Here is a 16,407-nt window from a genome sequence, read left to right on the forward strand (position 1 = left end):
GGGCTTCAAGCCAGCAGCGCCACCATCGCCCAGCCCACCACCAGCACGCCAATCAGCGAGGGCGCCAGCAGCCGCCAGACCTGCGCCGGCCGCGCGCCTTCGCCCGCCAGCCCGCAGATCATCGCGCAGACGGCAAAGGACATGCCCGCCCCCGCCGCGCCGGAGAAGTTGTGCAACGCCGGGGCCAGCAGCGGCGCCAGCCCGGACGCCTGGCCGAGCGCGGCCTGCACCGGCATCAGCGCGGCGTTGGAGCCGACATTGCTGCCGGTGACGATGCCGGAGGCGAGCCCCAGCACCGGCACGGCATAGGGCGCCGCCGGACCCAGCCCCTCCGCCGCCGCGGTGGCGAGGGCGCCGGCAATGCCCGCGCCGGCCATCCAGCGCGCCAGCACCACATACAGCAGCATCGCCTGCGCCGGCCGCAGCGCCCGCAGCAGCGCCGCCCGGGCGCGCGTCCATGGTTCGGCCCGGCGCAGCAGCAACGCACCCGCGACCAGCCACAGCACCACCGAGACATGGGTGATGGGAAAGCCCGGCAGATCGGCATAGGGCGTCCAGGCCGGCGCGCCCGACCAGGACCGCGCCAGCAGCAGCGCGCCGGTCAGCAGCAGATAGGGCGCCAGCGACCTCGCGGCCCGGCGCCAGCCCGCCGCGCCCTGCGGCGGGTCCAGCCGATACAGCGCAAACAGCAGCGGAATGCCGGTGGCGAGGATGCCCGCGATCTCGAAGGGAAACAGCGCGTGGGAGGCCAGGAGGATGCCGGAGACAGCCAGCAGAAAACCCATCTGCAGCGCCTTCTCCCGCCCCGGCACGGCAACACCGGCGGCGGCACACAGCCGCCACAGCACCGGCCCCATCAGCAGCAGCCATGCGGCATTCGGCCAGGCGGTCAGCGCCGCCACGTCCTGCGCCGGCAGCCCGGTCAGCGCCGCCCCCAGCGAGGTGCCCGGCCCGAGCCCGCCCCAGGGCACCAGGGTCAGCGACAGCAGCGCCATCGCCGCTGGCGGCGCCCCGCGCAGCCCCATGCCGCGCAGCGCGGAAAGTGCGAACACCGCGCCCACGGCGAAGCCGGTGACGCTTTCCATGAAGCCGCCCATCAGCAGGCAGGCGACGAAGATGCGGCGCGGCTCCGGTGGCGCATCGGTCGGCGCGGCGCCCTGGCCGGAGACGGCGGCGTGAAACAGCAACCCGCCGATGACCACGGCAATCGGCTTGGAGGCCAGGAAGGCGCCGCGCAGCGTTTCCTCCACCAGGAAGGGCAGGGTGGGCGCGTCCAGCGTGGCGATCACGGCGGGCAGCGCTGCGACCAGCGCCGCCAGCACCGCCGGCACCGGCCCGGCGCGGCCGGACAGCAGCAGCGCCACCAGCAGCAGCAGCGGCGCGGCCTGCAAGGCGAGCATCATGCGCGCCACCTTGCCGGGGCCGCCCGGTCGGGCCAATCCTGCACGCCATGCCGCTTCTCTATGCCGCCTATGGCAGCAATCTCGACCACGCCCGCATGCGCGAACGCTGCCAGGGCGCCGAGCCGGTCGGCACCGCGCTGCTGCCCGGCTGGCGCCTGGTGCTGCGGCGCTATGCCGATATCGAGCCGGATGCGGCGAGCCTTCTGCCGATCGGCCTGTGGCGCATCCGGCCCAGGCATCTCCGCAGCCTCGACAAGTTCGAGGGTACGGCGCTCGGCATCTACGAACGCCTGAAGGTGGCGTTGCCGGAAGGTGGCGAGGCCTGGATCTATGCCGGGCGGCGGCTGCGCGCCGGGCCGCCGGAGGGCTGGTATGTGGGGCATCTGCGCCTCGGCTACCGGGAGTTCGGGCTGGAGCCGGGGCCGCTGGATGCGGCGCTGTCGGCCTGCGGCTTCATCGGCTGAATCGGCAGCGCCGCCTCGGCATTGGCGGCCAACGGTGCGGCCCGGCGCCGCGCCACCTGCGCCTCCCGCCGCGTGATGTACAGCGCGGAGCCGACGATCAGCGCGGCACCGAAGCCGAGCCAGGCATCCGGCACCTCATTGAACAGCAGCACGCCGGTCGCCGCGGCGAAGACCAGGCGGACATAGGAGATCGGCGCCACCACGCTGGCATCCACCATGCGCAACGCATTGATCCAGAGATGCATGGCGAACGGCCCGCACACGGCGCAAAGCAGCAGCAGGCCAAGATTGCCCCAGCCCGGCCAAGCCAGCCCCGGCAGCGCCACCGGCAGCGCGACGGAAACCGCCACCACGCCGATCCAGAACATGATGGTGCCGGTGCGCTCCGTCCGCGCCAGGGTCTTGGTGGTCAGCACGATCACGGCGCCCATCAGCGCCGAGGCCAGCGCGGCGGCCAGCGGCCAGTCCAGCGCCACCGCCCCGGCCCCGCCGGGCCGCACGATGGCAATCACGCCCGCGAAGCCCACCAGCGTCGCGCTCCAGCGCCGCCAGCGCACGCGCTCCCCCAGCACCGGCCCGGCGAGTGCGGTGACGAACAGCACGGAGGTGAAGGACAGCACGGTGGCGGTTGCCAGCGGCAGGCCGGAGAAGGCGAGGTAGTAGGTGTACCAGGATACGACGGAGAGCATGCCGCGGAAGATCTGCATCGGCAGCGCGCGGGTCCGCGGCAGGGTCGGGTCGCGGAGCAGCGCGGGCAGGGTCCAGCCCAACTGCCCAAGCGCGCGGGCCAGCACCAGGGTCGCGAGCGGCACACCCTCGATGGCCTTCACCACCGTGGTCTCGAGGTTGAAGATGAAGCCTGCGGCGACGGAAAGCAGCGCCGCTTTGGTAAAGGGGCTCACCGGCGGCGCGCCTCGGCCACGGTGATGACCAGTGCGCCGGACAGGATGATGGCCGCACCAATCCAGCCGAACAGGTCCGGCACCTCGTTGAACAGGATCCATCCGGCCGCCGTCACCACCACCAGGCGCAGATACTGGAAGGGCGCGATGGCGCTGGCCTCCCCATGGCGCAGCGCCTCCGTCACCAGGAAGATGATGCCGGGCATCACGGTGGCCACCACCAGCAGCAGGCCCAGTTCGAACAACCCGATCGGCACCCAGGCCAGCACCGCCAGCGGCAGCACGCCGAGGCTGGTGAAGACGCCGACCCAGGCGAGCACCGTCAGCGTGCTGTCCGTGCGCGTCAGGCTGCGGGAGGAAAGCGTGATGCCGCACCAGGCCACGGCGGCGGCGATGGCGGCCGCAGCACCCAACGCATCCACCTCCGCCCCGGGCCGCAGCATCACGGCGACGCCAAGCAGCCCCGCGATGGTGCCGAACCAGCGCCAGCGATCCACCCTTTCACCCAGGATGGGGGCTGCGAGCAGCGTGGTGAACATGACATTGGTGAAGGACAGCACCGTGCCCGTCGCCATGTCGAGCCGGGTGAAGGAGTAGTAGTAAAGCCCCCAGCAGACGAGGGACGACATGCCGCGCAGCAGATGCATCGGCAGCCGCTTCGTGCGGAACACGGCCAGCCCGCTGGTGGCGATGCGCGGGGACACCCAAAGCAACTGGCCGAGCGCGCGGGCGAAAAGCTGCACCTCCACCGGGATGCCGCGCGCGGTCATCCAGCGAATCATCAGCACCTCCGCCGCGAACAGCACGGCGGCCGCCGACATCAAGGCCGCGCCCTTCAAATTGCCACTACGGTCGGGGTGCATTGACGCGGCGCTGGTCCTGTCTAGCCTGGGATGCAGGGTGGTCTGGCGGCACCGCGCCGCGCAAGGGCGCCGGGCGCATGGCCGTCATCGGCAGGAAGGGAGACAGGCTTGGCAGGCAGGGATGGGGCGCGGGAAGCGGTGGATCATGGTCCGATCCTGATCTGGGGCGCGGGCGCCATCGGCGGCACCATCGGCGCGCATCTGGTGCGCGCGCGGCATGCTGTGGTGTTCTGCGATGTCGTGGCCGACCATGTCGCCGCCATCGGCGACCCGATGCGCGGCCTGACGATCGAGGGCCCGGTCTCCCGCCCGCGCATCAGCGCGCCGGCGGTGCTGCCCGGCCAGGTGAAGGGCACCTTCCGCCGCATCTTCCTGGCGGTGAAGACGCATGACACGGAAGCCGCCTGCCGCCAGTTGCTGCCGCATCTGGCCGAGGATGGCTATGTGCTGTCCTTGCAGAACGGGCTGTGCGAGCGGGTGATCGCGGAGGTCTGTGGCGCGCATCGCACGCTCGGCGCCTTCGTCAATTTCGGCGCCGACTGGATCGAGCCGGGCCGCATCCTGTACGGCAATCGCGGTGCGGTGGTGGTTGGCGAGCTGGACGGTGCGACCACGCCGCGCCTGGCCGCGCTGCACAAGCTGCTGGCCGAGACCTTCGAACCCGATGCGGTGCTGACACCCAATATCTGGGGCTATCTGTGGGGCAAGCTGGCCTATTCCAGCCTGCTCTACGCGCAGGGCCTGGCGGAGAAGGGCATCGCCGACACGCTGGCGCGCACCGAATTGCTGCCGCTGGTCCGCGCTTTGTGCGGGGAGGTGATCGCGGTGGCCCGCGCCGAAGGCGTGACACCGCTGGGCTTCAACGGCTTCGACCCGGACGCCTTCGGGCCGGGCGCGACGGAGGATGCGGCGCGCGCCTCCATGGCCGCGATGGAGGCCTTCAACCGTCCCAATGCCAAAACCCATTCCGGCGTCTGGCGCGATTTGTGGGTGCGCCACCGCGCCACCCCCGCCGATGCCCAGATCGGCGCGGTGCCGCCAATTGGCCGCGCGCATGGCCTGGCCTGCCCGACGCTGGAGCGCCTGATCGCCATGATCCACGAATGCGAGCGCGGCGAGCGCCCGATGGCGGACGCAAATCTCACGGAGCTGATGGCATGAACATTCGATATGACGGCGTCGTGGTCGCAGTGACCGGGGCCGGCCACGGCTATGGCCGCGCCATCGCCCGCGAATTCGCCCGTGTTGGCGCCAAGGTCTTCGCCTGCGACCTCTCGGCCGAGGAGCTGAAGGAAACGGCGGAGAGCGAGGGCAGCATCACCACCGCCGCCTTCGACCTGACGGCTAAGGGCGCCGCTGCCGGCTGGATCCGCGACATCGAGCAGGCCACCGGCCAGGCTGTCGGCGTGCTGGTCTGTAATGCGGGCGGCGTGCGCGGCCAGGTGATGCGCCCGATCGAGGAGGTGCCGGAGGAGGACTGGCACGCGATCTTCGATATCAACACCCATGCCGCCTTCAACCTGTGCAAGGCCGTGGCGCCGGGCATGAAGAAGGCGAAGACCGGCCGCATCGTCACCATCAGCAGCGGCGCCGGGCTGAAGCCGAGCCTCACCGGCATCCAGGCCTATTGCAGTTCCAAACACGCGCTGGTCGGCCTGACGCGGCAGCTATCGCGCGAATTCGGCCCCTTCGGCATCACGGTGAATTCCGTCGCGCCGGGCTTCGCCCTGTCCAACGCCGCCTCGATCAAGCAATTCGAGAGCTATGGGGAGGAAGGCCAGAAGGCGATGCTCGGCCGCATCGCCATGCGCCGGCTCGGGGAGCCGGAGGATATGGCGCATGCCGTGATGTTCTTCGCCTCGCCCTTCGCGAGCTGGGTGACGGGGCAGATCCTGCAGGTGGATGGGGGCAGCTAGGCCCCCATCCGGCACTACTTCAGCGGCGGGCCGGAAGGCTTGCCATCCCAGCTCTGGACCATCCAGGTATAGGCGGTGGTCCAGGCCGGGTCGGTGTTCGGCGGCAGGCGACCGGCGCGGAGGTCGGCGATATCGACATCCGCAAGCTGGAGATGCGGCATCTCGTCGGGCTTCGAGACCAGGCCCTCATCGGCGCCCACGGCATGCAGCCTCTCCCACATCCGGGCCTGGCCCTCATCCGCGTCCCAGGACCAGCGGCCTTCCAGCGCCAGCACGAAATCGGCCGCCAGGCCGAACTGGTGCAGGCTCTCGAAGGCGCGGACCGGCGTCAGGATGCGCCCGGTGCGGCTGCGGCCGGAGGCGTAGAGGTGGTTCTGCCGCCAGGGGCCGCGCATGCCCTCATAGATGCCGAAGGGAATCCCCTCCGCGTTCAGCCGTGCCACGGTGCGCAGCGCCTTGTTGCGGAAGGCCGGGTGCAGCATCTTCGGCTCGCGGTTCACGCGGTCCACATTGCGCCAGGGGAAGGTTTCCGTGACGTGCTGCGGCGCCTTGGCGCCCGCCACCTGGCGGCGCAGCAGCCCGGCCGGGGCGAAGCCCTTCTGGCCGGAGGGCGCCTCCACCGGCAGCCAGCCTTCCGCGACCTCGCCCGCCAGCACCAGCACCTGGTCGATCGGCAGCGTGCGGATCGCCTTCTGGTCCGGGCCCGGGCCCTCGCGCAGCTCCGTCGTGGCCGTGACGCGATACAGGATGGGGTAGGTGGGTTCAGTCATGCGGGAACGACCTTGCGGGGAGGGGAGCAAAGGTAACGTGGGACCGGCGCCTTAGCCAGCCGGGCCGGCCAGGGCGTGCAGGTCAGGCCTTCGGGGTCCAGACCGCCGGCGGCTCGCTGCCGGTCTGGCTGGTGATGCGGGTGTAGTGTTCCGGCCGGCGATGCCGGGCGAAATTGAAGATGGTGCTGCGGCCGAGTTCACACATGCCGAGGTCGCAGTCGGCGATGATCACCTCATCATCCCAGCTTGTCGCCTGGGCCATGATCTCGCCCTGCGGGTTGACGATGATGGAATGGCCGAACAGCTCATGCCCATCCTCGCTGCCCGCCTTGGCGACACCGACACCGAAGCAGGCATTCTGGTAGCAGCCCGCCTGGATGGACAGATGGCTGTGGGCGACGCGCAGATGATGCGCCTCGAAACCGCGGTTTTCCATGTTCAGGCTGGGCGTGTTGTAGCCGAGCATGACCAGCTCCACCTGCTGCAGCCCCAGCACGCGCCAGGCTTCCGGCCAGCGGCGGTCGTTGCAGATGATCATGCCGATATTCACCGGCCCGGCGCTGCCGATGGGCGCACGGACCACGGGGAAGCCGAGGTCGCCCGGCTCGAAATAGCGCTTCTCCAGGTGCTGGACCTTCCGCACCGGGTCGAATTCCGCATGGCCGGGCAGGTGGACCTTGCGGTATTTCAGCACGATCTCGCCGGTGGGGTGCACGAAGACGGCGGTATTGAAGCGATGGCCGTCAGGCGTCCTTTCCGCATAGCCCAGATGGAAGGCAACGCCGAGGCGCCGCGCCGCATCGAATAGCGGTGCCGTCTCGTTGGAGGGCAGGGCGTGCTCGTACCAATGGTCCGCCTCGGCCAGGTTCTCATGGTACCAGCGGGGGAAGAAGGTGGTCAGGGCCAGTTCGGGGTAGACCACCACCTCCGCGCCCCGGCGCGCCGCGGTTTCCATCAGGCGGATCATGCGGTCCACCGCCACGTCACGGCCCTCGGCCTTCTGGATCGGACCCATCTGGGCGGCGGCGACGACAAGGCGGCGGGTCATGGGGCAGTCTCTCCCGAACGATGCTCCGCAGATGCCAGAGGCCGCGCGCCCTGGCCAGCCCCGCGCATGTTCAGGCGGGCGGCTCGGCCCCCACCTGCTCGACGATCCGCCCATACCATTGCGGCCGGCGATGCGCCGCGAAGTTGAACATCTTCTCCTTGCCCTGCCGGCAGGCGTCGAGGTCGATCTCCGCCACGATCACCTCATCCGCCGTGGTCCTGGCCTGCGCCACCACCACCCCGTTCGGGTCCACGATGCAGGACCCGCCGATCAGCCCGGCGCCATCCTCCACGCCCGCCTTCGCCACCGCGATCGCCCAGGTGGCGTTCATGTAGGCGTTGGACTGCGCGGCCAGGATGGAGTGGAAGGTGCGCAGCGCCTCGCTCTCGCCCTCGCCGCCGTTGGGGTCATAGGCGGCGGAGTTGTAGCCGACCATCACCAGCTCCACCCCCTGCAGCCCGAGGCAGCGCCAGCCCTCCGGCCAGCGGCGGTCGTTGCAGACCAGCATGCCGAGCACCGGGCGGCCCCAGGCTTCCGGGCCGCGCGCCACGGGGAAGCCCATGTCGCCATACTCGAAATACATCTTCTCGAGCTGCTGGTACTTCTGGCCGTCCTTCACATGGTCGCTGCCGGGCAGGTGGATCTTGCGGTATTTGAACAGGATCTGCCCATCCGGCCCGACGGTGATGGCGGAATTGAAGCGGTGGCCATCCGGCGTCAGCTCGGCATAGCCGATGTAGAAGCCCACCCCCAATTCACGCGCGCGGTCGAACAGGGGCTGCACCTGCGGGTTCGGCATCGCGGCCTCGAAGCTGCCGATCAGCTCCGGCGCGTCGCGATCCATCGGCCAGCGCGGGAAGAATGTGGTGAAGGCGAGTTCCGGGAACACCACCAGCTTCGCGCCCTTGGCCGCCGCCTTTTCCAGCAGCGCCACCAGCCGGGCGAGCGTCTGGGCGCGGCTGTCGGCGCGCTGGGTGGGGCCCATCTGGGCGCCGGCGAGGGTGAGGATGCGGCTCATTTGAACAGGTTCCTGATGTCCTGCCGGGTGCCGCCGAAGCCGCGCCACAGCACGATGAAGCCAATGATGAAGCCGAAGCCCGCTGCGAATCCCGGCACGCCGGACCGGGCGCCTGCCAGCTGCGCCAGCACCACGCCGACGATGCCGGTGGCGATGCCGGTGGCGATCGCCATCAGCAGATGGCTGCGCCCGGGGCCGACCCGTGGCGGCGGGGCCGGCAGCGTGGCGCGGGAGGGGCGGGGCGGGCGCTTGATCCAGCGCTGCCCGGGCGGGCGGTTGTCGGTCATGCCGGGTCTTGTCTTGCGGTGCGGTTCAGCCTCGCCCTGTAGCCCGATGGCGGGGCGGGGACCATGCCTGGCGCTGCCTCATGCATCCAGCTCAGGCCGGATCGCCTCGACGATCGGGCTGTAGCGGGCGGCCTCCGCGGCGATGAAGGCGGCCGCCGATTCGGGCGTGCCGGGGGTGGCGGGCTCGATCCCGGCGGTGTTCAGGCTGGCGCGGAAGGTGGCATCCGCCAGCGTGGCGTTGGTGGCGGCGGATAGCCGCGCCAGCACCGGCGCGGGCAGGCCGGGCGGGGCGAAGACCGCGTGCCAGAGCACCGCGGTGAAGCCGGGCCGGCCGAGCGCCTCAGCCGCGGTCGGCACCTCCGGCGCCTGCGGCGCGCGGACGGAGGACGCCACTGCCAGCATCCGCGCGCGGCCGCCCTGGTGCAGCGGCAGCCCGGCGCCCAGCGTGTTCACCGCCAGCGCCAGCGTGCCCGCGATCAGGTCGTTCATCGCCGGCGCGGCGCCGCGATAGGGGATGTGGCTCAGCGGTACATCGCCCGATTCGCGCTTCAGGATCTCGGTCGCCAGGTGCATCAGCGTGCCGGTGCCGGGGGAGCCATAGGCCAGCGGCGGGTTGGCGCTGCGCGCCGCCGCCAGGAATTCTGCCAGCGTGCCGGGGCGGGAGGGATGCGCCAGCCAGCACAGCGGCCCGCCGCCCAGCGTGGCGACCGCCTGGAAATCCTTCGCCGCGTCATATTGCGGCTGCCGCGTCACCAGATTGTACAGCGCATGGGTGGAGGCCGTGCCGAACAGCAGCGTGTGGCCATCCGGCCGCGCCCGCGCGACCTCCATCGCGCCGATCGCGCCCCCTGCGCCACCGCGATTCTCCGTCACCACCGTCTGGCCCAGTTCGCGCGTCATCCGCTCCGCATAGAAGCGGGCATAGACATCGGTGGGGCCGCCGGCGGGAAAGGGGATGACGAGGCGGATCGGGCGGGACGGAAAATCCTGCGCCAGCGCCGGGGCGGCGAGCATCGCGCCGCCGCCGGCCAGCAGGCCACGTCGCGAAATTCTATAATCCGGCATCGCGCCAATTCTCCACGGGGGTTTCGGGGTGGGGCAGCAGGCCCGCGGCGCGGACGCCGGCGATCGCCGCGTATTCGTCCTTGTCCGAGGCATCGCCGGAGACACCGACGGCACCGATCACGGCGCCATCCTCCCGGCAGATCAGCACGCCGCCGGGCACCGGAATGAAGCGCCCGTCGCTGGCGGCCGCGATGGCCGACTGGAAGGCCGGGCGATCCTTCAGCCGGTCACGGATGATCCGGCTGCCGATGCCCATGCCGAGCGCCCCATGCGCCTTGCCGCGCGCGATCTCGGCGCGGAGGATGCCGGAGCCATCCTCCCGCTTCTGCACCACCACATGGCCGCCCGCATCCAGCACCACCACGGTCAGCGGCAGCAGGGCCGCCTGCCTGCCGGCGGCGAGCGTCGCATCGGCGATGTGTTCCGCCACGGCAAGGCGGAGGTCCACCGCCAGGTGCTTGATGGTGTAGCCATGCGGCCCGCTCATGGCATGGGCCTCATGCGTCGAGCGCGCTGCGCTTGTGCTGGCGCGGCACGAAGCGGCCTGTGCCGGGGCGGGCCTTCACCTCCGCGCCGTTCCAGATCTCGGCGCCGCGCAGCAGCGTGGCGGCGACGCGCGCCTTCATGGCGCGGCCGTGATAGGCGGACCAGCGGAAATCCTCGCGGTCCTGGATGATGCGCTCGTCGAAGACGAAATCGCCGGTCTCCAGCACGCAGAAATCGGCATCGGCGCCGATCCGGATGCCGCCCTTCTTCGGGTCCAGCCCATGGTAGCGGGCCGGCTCCTCGGAGCACATGCGCGCCATGACGCTGGGCGGCAGGCCGCGTTCGGCCAGCAGCGTGTACATCAGCGGCGCGAAGCTCTGCAGGCCGGTGAGGCCGGCGCCAACGGGGAAGATGTCGCCGTTGTATTCCTTCTTCGCCCGCGGCCAGGGCGCGTGGTCCGTCGAGACATAGGCCATGATTCCGGCCGCCATCGCGCCCCACATGCGCTCCACCTCCGCCGCCGTGCGGAAGGGGGGGTTGCACTTGCCGTAGCCCTGCAGCCGGACGACATCCTCCTCCGTCATGCAGAGATACTGGATGCAGGCCTCGCCGGAGGTCTTGGCGCCCATGCCGCGATAGATCTGCGCCAGCTCGAAGCCGCGCGCGATGGAGGAATGGGCGATGTGCACATGCGCGCCGGTCTCCAGCGCCATCTCGAAGATCTCGAGATCCGCCATGCTTTCGGTCAGCGGCGGCCGGGTGCGGCAATGCCAGATGGGGGAGGTGTTGCCGGCGGCCTTGGCGGCCTCCGTCAGCTTCACCACCAGTTCCTGGTCCTCATTGTGCACGGCGACCATCAGCCCGGTCTTCGCCATTTCGGTGAAGCCCGCCAGCATGGTCGGGTGATCGAGGCGCGGGAAACGATGCGCGTCGTATTCATAGGTCGAGACCTTGAAGGCGGAGGCACCGGCTTCCGCCATCGCCGCCACATCCTCCGCCCCACCGGTCTTCCTGATGGTGGCGTAGAGCGCCATGTCCACATGGGCCAGGCGGTTCACCCACTCCACCTTCTCGGCGAAGATCTTGGCGGATGTCACCGGGTTCGGCACGTCATAGGGCATGTCGCACACTGTGGTGACGCCGCCTGCGGCCGCCGTCATCGTCGCATTCTCGATCCCCGGCCAGCCGGTGGAGGAGGAGGTGTGCATGTGGCCATCGACCAGGCCGGGCAGGATCAGCCTGCCACGATGGTCGGCCTCGGCCTTGGCCGGTGGCGGCAGGCCCTCGCCGATCGCGGCGATGGTTTCGCCTCGGATGGCGACGTAGCCATCCTCCAGCACGCGGTCTGACAGCACGACACGACCGCGCAGGACAAGGTCGAAGGGCTGGGCGGCGTCGGACATGCGGGGGCCTCTCACGGTTGATCGCCGCGGAGGCTAGGCCGGGTTGCGCGCCACGCCAATCCGGGGGTGCGCCCACCGTCCCCGGCCCGTCTCCGTGCGGGCCGGGGGAGGCGCCGGCTCAGGCCGCGAGCGCGGGGTAGTCCGTGTAGCCCTTGGCGTCGCCGCCGTAGAAGCTGGCCTGGTCCGGCGGGTTCAGCGGCGCGTCCTGCTTCAGGCGCTCCACCAGGTCCGGATTGGCGATGTAGCTGGACCCGAAGGCGATCAGGTCCGCGCGCCCGCTGGCGATATCCGCCTGCGCGCGGGCCTTGTCGTAGCCGGCGTTCAGGATGATCGGGCCGCCGAAATGCTTCCGCGCCAGGCCGATCACGTCGAAGGCGGGCTTTGCATCCAGGAAATGCACATAGGCCAGCCCCTTGCCGGAGATGCCCTGGATCACCGGGGTGTAGGTGCCCTCCACATCCGGATCATCGATGTCGTTGAACGGATTGCCCGGGCTGAGGCGGACGCCGACCCGGTCCGGCCCGATCGCCTTGGCGGCGGCATCGGTGATGGCGATCAGGAAGCGCGCGCGGTTCTCCGCCGAGCCACCCCAGCGATCCGTCCGCTTATTGGCGTTGGGCGCCAGGAACTGGCCGGGCAGGTAGCCATTGGCGCCGTGGATCTCGATGCCATCCAGGCCCGCCGCCACCGCATTGCGCGCGGCCTGGGCAAAGGCCTCGATCAGCGATTCGATCTCCGCTTCCTCCAGCGCGCGCGGCAGGGCCAGCGGCTTCATGCCGGAGGGGGTGTACATCTGGCCATTCGCCGCGATGGCCGAAGGGGCCACCGGCGCCTCGCCATCCTGGTTCTCCGTCAGGGCGATGCGGCCGACATGCATGAGCTGGGCGAAGATGCGCCCGTCCTTGGCATGCACCGCATCCGCCACGCCGCGCCAACCCTCGACCTGGGCCGGGCTGTAGAGGCCGGGAATGTCGCTGTAGCCGCGGCCATTGGCGGCCGGCGTGGTGCCCTCGGTGATGATCAGGCCGGCGGAAGCGCGCTGCGCGTAGTATTCCGCCATCAGCGCATTCGGCAGGTTGCCCGGGGCGCGGCTGCGCGTCATCGGCGCCATGACGATGCGGTTGGGCAGGGTCAGCGCGCCCAGCTTCACGGGGCCGAACAGGTCGGGGGTCTCGGTCATTGCGATATCCTTGAAGGCCATGCGGCACGGGTGGCGCCGCGGTTGACCGTGAAGTGGCCCCGGCCACGTCCGCCCGCCAGCGCCCGGCGGCGATGGGCAACATTCAGCGTGGTGATGGCACCGCGGTGGATTCCGTCATCCGCGGATGACCGTGCGGATGGCGAAGCTGGACTGGATGCGGGCGACGCCCGGCATGCGGGACAGCGCCTCCTTGTGGATTCGCTCATAATCCGCCGCATCGCGCGCCTCGACGCGCAGCAGATAGTCCGCGATGCCAGTCATCAAATGGCATTGGCGGACCTCCGGGCAGCGCCGCACCGCATCCTCGAAGCGGCGCAGATGGTCATCCGTCTGCCGCTCCAGCGTGATCTGCACGATCACGGTGACAACCCCGGCGGGGGAGGGTTCGTCCACCAGCACGGTGTAGCCGCGGATCGTGCCGCGCTGTTCCAGCAGCCGCAGCCGGCGCAGGCAGGCGGAGGCGGAAAGCCCCACGGCGGCGGCCAGCGCGGCATTGGGCATGCGGCCATCGGCCCGCAGTGCGCGGATGATGGAACGGTCGATATCGTCCATGGGCAGATCCTGCGGAAACTCCGCAGAATATTGCGTAGATGCGGCATCGGAGAAAGATGATGCGACGATGTGGCATGAAATTCGCTGGATTCACCGTCTATCCTTGGCTGATCGCAAGGGATGACGATGATGCGCGTGGTCGTGCTCGGCAGCGGCGTGGTGGGTGTGGCCAGCGCCTGGTACCTGGCCCAGGCGGGGCATGAGGTGACGGTGCTGGACCGCCAGCCGGCCCCGGGCATGGAGACCAGCTTCGCCAATGCCGGCCAGGTCTCGCCCGGCTATTCCGCCCCCTGGGCGGGGCCGGGCATTCCGGTCAAGGCGCTGAAATGGCTGATGATGCATCACCGCCCGTTGGTGGTCTGGCCGCTGCTGGATACGCGGCTGTATGGCTGGATGGCTCGGCTGCTCGCGAATTGCACCGAGGACGCCTACAACCTGAACAAGTCGCGCATGGTGCGACTGGCCGAATATTCGCGGGATTGCCTGCGCGACCTTCGGGGCGCCACCGGCATCCAGTACGACCAGCGCACCCAGGGCACGCTGCAGCTGTTCCGCACCCAGAAGCAGCTCGATCTGGTGCCGAACGACACCACCGTGCTCGACCAGTTCCAGGTGCCGTATGAGGTGCTGGACGCCGCCGGCTGCGCCGCCGTGGAACCGGCACTGCGCTTCGTGCAAGGCAAGTATGTCGGCGGCCTGCGCCTGCCTGGTGATGAGACGGGCGATGCCTTCCTGTTCACCCAGCGCCTGGCCGCGCTGGCCGAGGTCGCAGGCGTGAAGTTCCGCCAGGGCATCACCATCCAGGCGATCGAGACGGAGGCAGGCCGCGTCACCGGCATCGCCACGGATCAGGGCCGCATCACCGCGGATCACTATGTGGTCGCGCTCGGTAGCTTCGCGCCGAAGCTGCTGCGGCCGCTCGGCCTGCATGTGCCGGTCTATCCGGTGAAGGGCTATTCGCTGACCCTGCCGGTGACGGACCCGGAGGGTGCGCCGGTCTCCACCGTGATGGATGAGACCTTCAAGATCGCCGTCACCCGGCTCGGCGACCGTATCCGGGTCGGCGGCACGGCGGAGATCGCCGGCTTCTCCGCCACGCTGCGCGGGCCACGCCGGCGTACGCTGGAACACACGGTGACCGACCTGTTCCCGCGCGGTGGCGATGTGGCGCAGGCCAGCTTCTGGACCGGGCTGCGGCCGATGACGCCGGATGGCACGCCGGTGGTGGGCGCCACACGCTTCCCGAACCTGTTCCTGAACACCGGCCATGGCACGCTGGGCTGGACCATGGCCTGCGGATCGGGCCGCGTGCTGGCCGATCTGATGAGCGGCAAGTCGCCGGATATCGACGCCAGCGACCTTGATCTTGCCCGCTACGCCGCCTGAGCGAGCCGCTTCTCCACGAACATCAGCCGGTCCTGGCCCCAGAAGATGTCGTCGCCGATCACATAGCTCGGCGCACCAAAGACGCCGCGGGCCAGCGCCGCCTGGCTGTCGGCCTGGCGCATCTCGGCCCAGCGCGGGTCCTCGGCCAGCGCCATGACGGCGGCGGCATCCAGCCCCGTTTCGGCGATCAGCTGGAACAGGGTCTCGCGGTCCGCCGGATTGGCCTCCTCCTCCCACAGCGCCTTCAGGATGCGGTGCGCGAGCCGCAGGGCAGGGCCGTCGCCCCGGGTTTCCCGCACGGCGATGACGCAGGCGGCGGAGAAGGCCTCGTCGCAGGGGAAGTGCTTCGGTTGCAGATGGATCGGGATGCCCAGAGCCTCCCGCCACCGCCGCAATTCCTGCATGCGGTAGGCCTGGCGCTGCGGGCTGCGCTTCGGCAAGGGCAGGCCGCCGGAGGCCGGGAAGACGGTGCCGCCAAAATCGCAGGGGATCGGGCGGATCGAAGCTCCGTGCTGGGCGGCCAGGGCCTCGATCCGCGCCGCGCCCAGATGCGTCCAGGGGCTGCCGAGGGACAGGTAGTAATCGATCTGCATGGGCCTCATCCTTTCGCGTCGCGCAGCGGAATCACGCGATCGAGCCGGCAGGACACCGCCTCGCCCATCGCGAAGGCACGGCTGGCCGCCGGCGTCACCACGAACAGCGTACCGGCCGCCGTCTCCACCTCATACTCCCGCGTCTGGCCGAGGAAGGCGGCGCGCTGGATGCGGCCGGGCAGGCCGGGTTCCCCTTCGGGCTGCGGCAGGATGGATTCCGGCCGCACGGCAATCTGCGCCGGGCCGGGTGGGTGCGCCCGCATGGTCACGTTCAACGTGATGCCGCCGAGCGCGATGCGGCCGGGCGCCAGGACCTCGCCGGCCAGTACATTCGCCTCGCCCATGAAATCCGCGATGAAGCCATCCGCCGGGTCGTCATACAATTCGTTCGGTGTGCCCATCTGCGCGATCTTGCCCGCGCGCATCACGCAGACCAGGTCGGAGACGGCCAGCGCCTCCTGCTGGTCATGCGTCACATAGACCACGGACAGGCCGAGCTTGCGCTGCAGGTCGCGAATATCCTCCCGCACCCGCCGCCGCAGCCTTGCATCGAGGTTCGACAGCGGCTCATCGAACAGCAGCACCTTGGGGCGCAGCACCAGGGCGCGCGCCACCGCCACGCGCTGCTGCTGGCCGCCCGAGAGTTCGGAAGGCAGGCGCTGGCCCAGCCCGTCCAGCCCCAGCGTCACCAGCATGGCATTCGCCTCGGCCTCGGCGGAGGCCTTGCGCGCGCCGTTCACCAGCAGGCCGTAGGAGACATTCTCCAGCACATTCATATGCGGGAACAGCGCATAGGATTGGAACACCATGGCGATGCGGCGTTCCGCGGCGGACAGGCCCGTGACGTCGCGGCCCTCGATCTCGATCCGCCCGCCGGTCGGCAGTTCCAGCCCCGCCACCAGCCGCAGCGTGGTGGTCTTGCCGCAGCCCGACGGGCCGAGCAGCGTCACCAGCGCGCCGCGCGGCAGGTCGAGCGACACCTCATCCACGGCACGCATCACACCGAAGGCCTTGGTCACCCGGTCGAAGCGAATGGCAATGTCCGACATG

Annotated in this window: 18 protein-coding genes; 4 read left to right on the top strand and 14 right to left on the bottom strand. The window is 70.2% G+C overall.

Annotated features, from left to right (window positions below; genetic code table 11):
• Positions 1-5 precede the first annotated feature (5 nt).
• Positions 6-1,403, bottom strand: coding sequence for an L-lactate permease (locus Q8S40_RS16040; RefSeq protein WP_305671178.1), 1,398 nt, complete (start codon positions 1,401-1,403; stop codon positions 6-8).
• Between the two features lie 47 nt (positions 1,404-1,450).
• Here Q8S40_RS16040 and Q8S40_RS16045 point away from each other — a divergent pair, with 47 nt between their 5' ends.
• A complete protein-coding gene (locus Q8S40_RS16045) occupies positions 1,451-1,867 on the top strand; it encodes a gamma-glutamylcyclotransferase family protein (RefSeq protein WP_305671179.1) in 417 nt (138 codons plus the stop codon).
• On the opposite strand, the gene Q8S40_RS16050 is transcribed toward Q8S40_RS16045, so the two are convergent.
• Both Q8S40_RS16050 and Q8S40_RS16055 read right to left on the bottom strand, forming a co-directional pair.
• Positions 1,798-2,769, bottom strand: a complete 972-nt coding sequence (locus Q8S40_RS16050; RefSeq protein WP_305671180.1) for a DMT family transporter — start codon at positions 2,767-2,769, stop codon at positions 1,798-1,800. The two genes, Q8S40_RS16045 and Q8S40_RS16050, sit on opposite strands and share 70 nt — an antisense overlap.
• Complete coding sequence (locus Q8S40_RS16055; RefSeq protein WP_305671181.1) at positions 2,766-3,632, bottom strand: DMT family transporter; 867 nt, start codon at positions 3,630-3,632, stop codon at positions 2,766-2,768. Before Q8S40_RS16055 ends, Q8S40_RS16050 begins: the two co-directional genes overlap by 4 nt.
• 108 nt (positions 3,633-3,740) lie before the next feature.
• On the opposite strand from Q8S40_RS16055, the gene Q8S40_RS16060 reads away from it, so the two are divergent.
• Both Q8S40_RS16060 and Q8S40_RS16065 read left to right on the top strand, forming a co-directional pair.
• Complete coding sequence (locus Q8S40_RS16060) at positions 3,741-4,793, top strand: ketopantoate reductase family protein (protein WP_305671182.1); 1,053 nt, start codon at positions 3,741-3,743, stop codon at positions 4,791-4,793.
• The gene (locus Q8S40_RS16065) at positions 4,790-5,548 is read left to right on the top strand and encodes an SDR family NAD(P)-dependent oxidoreductase (protein ID WP_304813889.1); all 759 of its coding nucleotides are present in this window, start codon (positions 4,790-4,792) and stop codon (positions 5,546-5,548) included. The genes Q8S40_RS16060 and Q8S40_RS16065 overlap by 4 nt, the downstream gene beginning before the upstream one ends.
• Positions 5,549-5,562: 14 nt before the next feature.
• On the opposite strand, the gene Q8S40_RS16070 is transcribed toward Q8S40_RS16065, so the two are convergent.
• The 9 genes from Q8S40_RS16070 to Q8S40_RS16110 all read right to left on the bottom strand — a co-directional run bounded on the left by Q8S40_RS16070 (position 5,563) and on the right by Q8S40_RS16110 (position 13,378).
• Complete coding sequence (locus Q8S40_RS16070; RefSeq protein ID WP_304813887.1) at positions 5,563-6,318, bottom strand: hypothetical protein; 756 nt, start codon at positions 6,316-6,318, stop codon at positions 5,563-5,565.
• Positions 6,319-6,400: 82 nt separating this feature from the next.
• The gene (locus Q8S40_RS16075; protein ID WP_305671183.1) at positions 6,401-7,366 is read right to left on the bottom strand and encodes an N-carbamoyl-D-amino-acid hydrolase; all 966 of its coding nucleotides are present in this window, start codon (positions 7,364-7,366) and stop codon (positions 6,401-6,403) included.
• 70 nt (positions 7,367-7,436) lie between these two features.
• Entirely contained in the window at positions 7,437-8,384 is a 948-nt protein-coding gene (locus Q8S40_RS16080; RefSeq protein ID WP_305671184.1) for an N-carbamoyl-D-amino-acid hydrolase, read from the bottom strand.
• Positions 8,381-8,671 (bottom strand): hypothetical protein, encoded by a 291-nt coding sequence (locus tag Q8S40_RS16085; protein WP_304813883.1) that lies wholly within the window; start codon positions 8,669-8,671, stop codon positions 8,381-8,383. The genes Q8S40_RS16080 and Q8S40_RS16085 overlap by 4 nt, the downstream gene beginning before the upstream one ends.
• A 78-nt stretch (positions 8,672-8,749) precedes the next feature.
• Complete coding sequence (locus Q8S40_RS16090; RefSeq protein WP_304813882.1) at positions 8,750-9,736, bottom strand: tripartite tricarboxylate transporter substrate binding protein; 987 nt, start codon at positions 9,734-9,736, stop codon at positions 8,750-8,752.
• On the bottom strand, positions 9,723-10,223 hold the full coding sequence (locus tag Q8S40_RS16095) for a heme-binding protein (RefSeq protein ID WP_305671185.1): 501 nt from the start codon (positions 10,221-10,223) through the stop codon (positions 9,723-9,725). Before Q8S40_RS16095 ends, Q8S40_RS16090 begins: the two co-directional genes overlap by 14 nt.
• Before the next feature lie 10 nt (positions 10,224-10,233).
• The gene (locus Q8S40_RS16100) at positions 10,234-11,625 is read right to left on the bottom strand and encodes a dihydroorotase family protein (RefSeq protein WP_305671186.1); all 1,392 of its coding nucleotides are present in this window, start codon (positions 11,623-11,625) and stop codon (positions 10,234-10,236) included.
• Positions 11,626-11,743: 118 nt separating this feature from the next.
• The gene (locus Q8S40_RS16105; protein WP_305671187.1) at positions 11,744-12,805 is read right to left on the bottom strand and encodes an alkene reductase; all 1,062 of its coding nucleotides are present in this window, start codon (positions 12,803-12,805) and stop codon (positions 11,744-11,746) included.
• Between the two features lie 135 nt (positions 12,806-12,940).
• Positions 12,941-13,378: an Lrp/AsnC family transcriptional regulator gene (locus tag Q8S40_RS16110; protein ID WP_304813877.1), complete on the bottom strand. Its 438-nt coding sequence runs from the start codon at positions 13,376-13,378 to the stop codon at positions 12,941-12,943.
• A gap of 129 nt (positions 13,379-13,507) precedes the next feature.
• Here Q8S40_RS16110 and Q8S40_RS16115 point away from each other — a divergent pair, with 129 nt between their 5' ends.
• Positions 13,508-14,764, top strand: coding sequence for a D-amino acid dehydrogenase (locus Q8S40_RS16115; RefSeq protein ID WP_305671200.1), 1,257 nt, complete (start codon positions 13,508-13,510; stop codon positions 14,762-14,764).
• On the opposite strand, the gene Q8S40_RS16120 is transcribed toward Q8S40_RS16115, so the two are convergent.
• On the bottom strand, positions 14,752-15,357 hold the full coding sequence (locus Q8S40_RS16120) for a 2-hydroxychromene-2-carboxylate isomerase (protein WP_305671188.1): 606 nt from the start codon (positions 15,355-15,357) through the stop codon (positions 14,752-14,754). The two genes, Q8S40_RS16115 and Q8S40_RS16120, sit on opposite strands and share 13 nt — an antisense overlap.
• Before the next feature lie 5 nt (positions 15,358-15,362).
• Positions 15,363-16,406 carry an ABC transporter ATP-binding protein gene (locus Q8S40_RS16125; protein WP_304813873.1) on the bottom strand — a complete coding sequence of 348 codons (1,044 nt, stop codon included), beginning with the start codon at positions 16,404-16,406 and terminating at the stop codon, positions 15,363-15,365.
• Position 16,407: the final 1 nt, after the last annotated feature.

This window comes from Falsiroseomonas sp. (assembly GCF_030695085.1).
GTDB lineage: Bacteria > Pseudomonadota > Alphaproteobacteria > Acetobacterales > Acetobacteraceae > Falsiroseomonas.

What these genes read in the sequence shown, in the direction of transcription:
- Q8S40_RS16090 (WP_304813882.1), bottom strand. Translation starts at nt 9,736, where the DNA reads ATGCCGGATTATAGAATTTCGCGACGTGGCCTGCTGGCCGGCGGCGGC.
- Q8S40_RS16110 (WP_304813877.1), bottom strand. Translation starts at nt 13,378, where the DNA reads ATGGACGATATCGACCGTTCCATCATCCGCGCACTGCGGGCCGATGGC.
- Q8S40_RS16125 (WP_304813873.1), bottom strand. Translation starts at nt 16,406, where the DNA reads ATGTCGGACATTGCCATTCGCTTCGACCGGGTGACCAAGGCCTTCGGT.
- Q8S40_RS16045 (WP_305671179.1), top strand. Translation starts at nt 1,451, where the DNA reads ATGCCGCTTCTCTATGCCGCCTATGGCAGCAATCTCGACCACGCCCGC.
- Q8S40_RS16080 (WP_305671184.1), bottom strand. Translation starts at nt 8,384, where the DNA reads ATGAGCCGCATCCTCACCCTCGCCGGCGCCCAGATGGGCCCCACCCAG.
- Q8S40_RS16075 (WP_305671183.1), bottom strand. Translation starts at nt 7,366, where the DNA reads ATGACCCGCCGCCTTGTCGTCGCCGCCGCCCAGATGGGTCCGATCCAG.
- Q8S40_RS16120 (WP_305671188.1), bottom strand. Translation starts at nt 15,357, where the DNA reads ATGCAGATCGATTACTACCTGTCCCTCGGCAGCCCCTGGACGCATCTG.
- Q8S40_RS16040 (WP_305671178.1), bottom strand. Translation starts at nt 1,403, where the DNA reads ATGATGCTCGCCTTGCAGGCCGCGCCGCTGCTGCTGCTGGTGGCGCTG.
- Q8S40_RS16105 (WP_305671187.1), bottom strand. Translation starts at nt 12,805, where the DNA reads ATGACCGAGACCCCCGACCTGTTCGGCCCCGTGAAGCTGGGCGCGCTG.
- Q8S40_RS16095 (WP_305671185.1), bottom strand. Translation starts at nt 10,223, where the DNA reads ATGAGCGGGCCGCATGGCTACACCATCAAGCACCTGGCGGTGGACCTC.
- Q8S40_RS16115 (WP_305671200.1), top strand. Translation starts at nt 13,508, where the DNA reads ATGCGCGTGGTCGTGCTCGGCAGCGGCGTGGTGGGTGTGGCCAGCGCC.
- Q8S40_RS16100 (WP_305671186.1), bottom strand. Translation starts at nt 11,625, where the DNA reads ATGTCCGACGCCGCCCAGCCCTTCGACCTTGTCCTGCGCGGTCGTGTC.
- Q8S40_RS16070 (WP_304813887.1), bottom strand. Translation starts at nt 6,318, where the DNA reads ATGACTGAACCCACCTACCCCATCCTGTATCGCGTCACGGCCACGACG.
- Q8S40_RS16065 (WP_304813889.1), top strand. Translation starts at nt 4,790, where the DNA reads ATGAACATTCGATATGACGGCGTCGTGGTCGCAGTGACCGGGGCCGGC.
- Q8S40_RS16085 (WP_304813883.1), bottom strand. Translation starts at nt 8,671, where the DNA reads ATGACCGACAACCGCCCGCCCGGGCAGCGCTGGATCAAGCGCCCGCCC.
- Q8S40_RS16055 (WP_305671181.1), bottom strand. Translation starts at nt 3,632, where the DNA reads ATGCACCCCGACCGTAGTGGCAATTTGAAGGGCGCGGCCTTGATGTCG.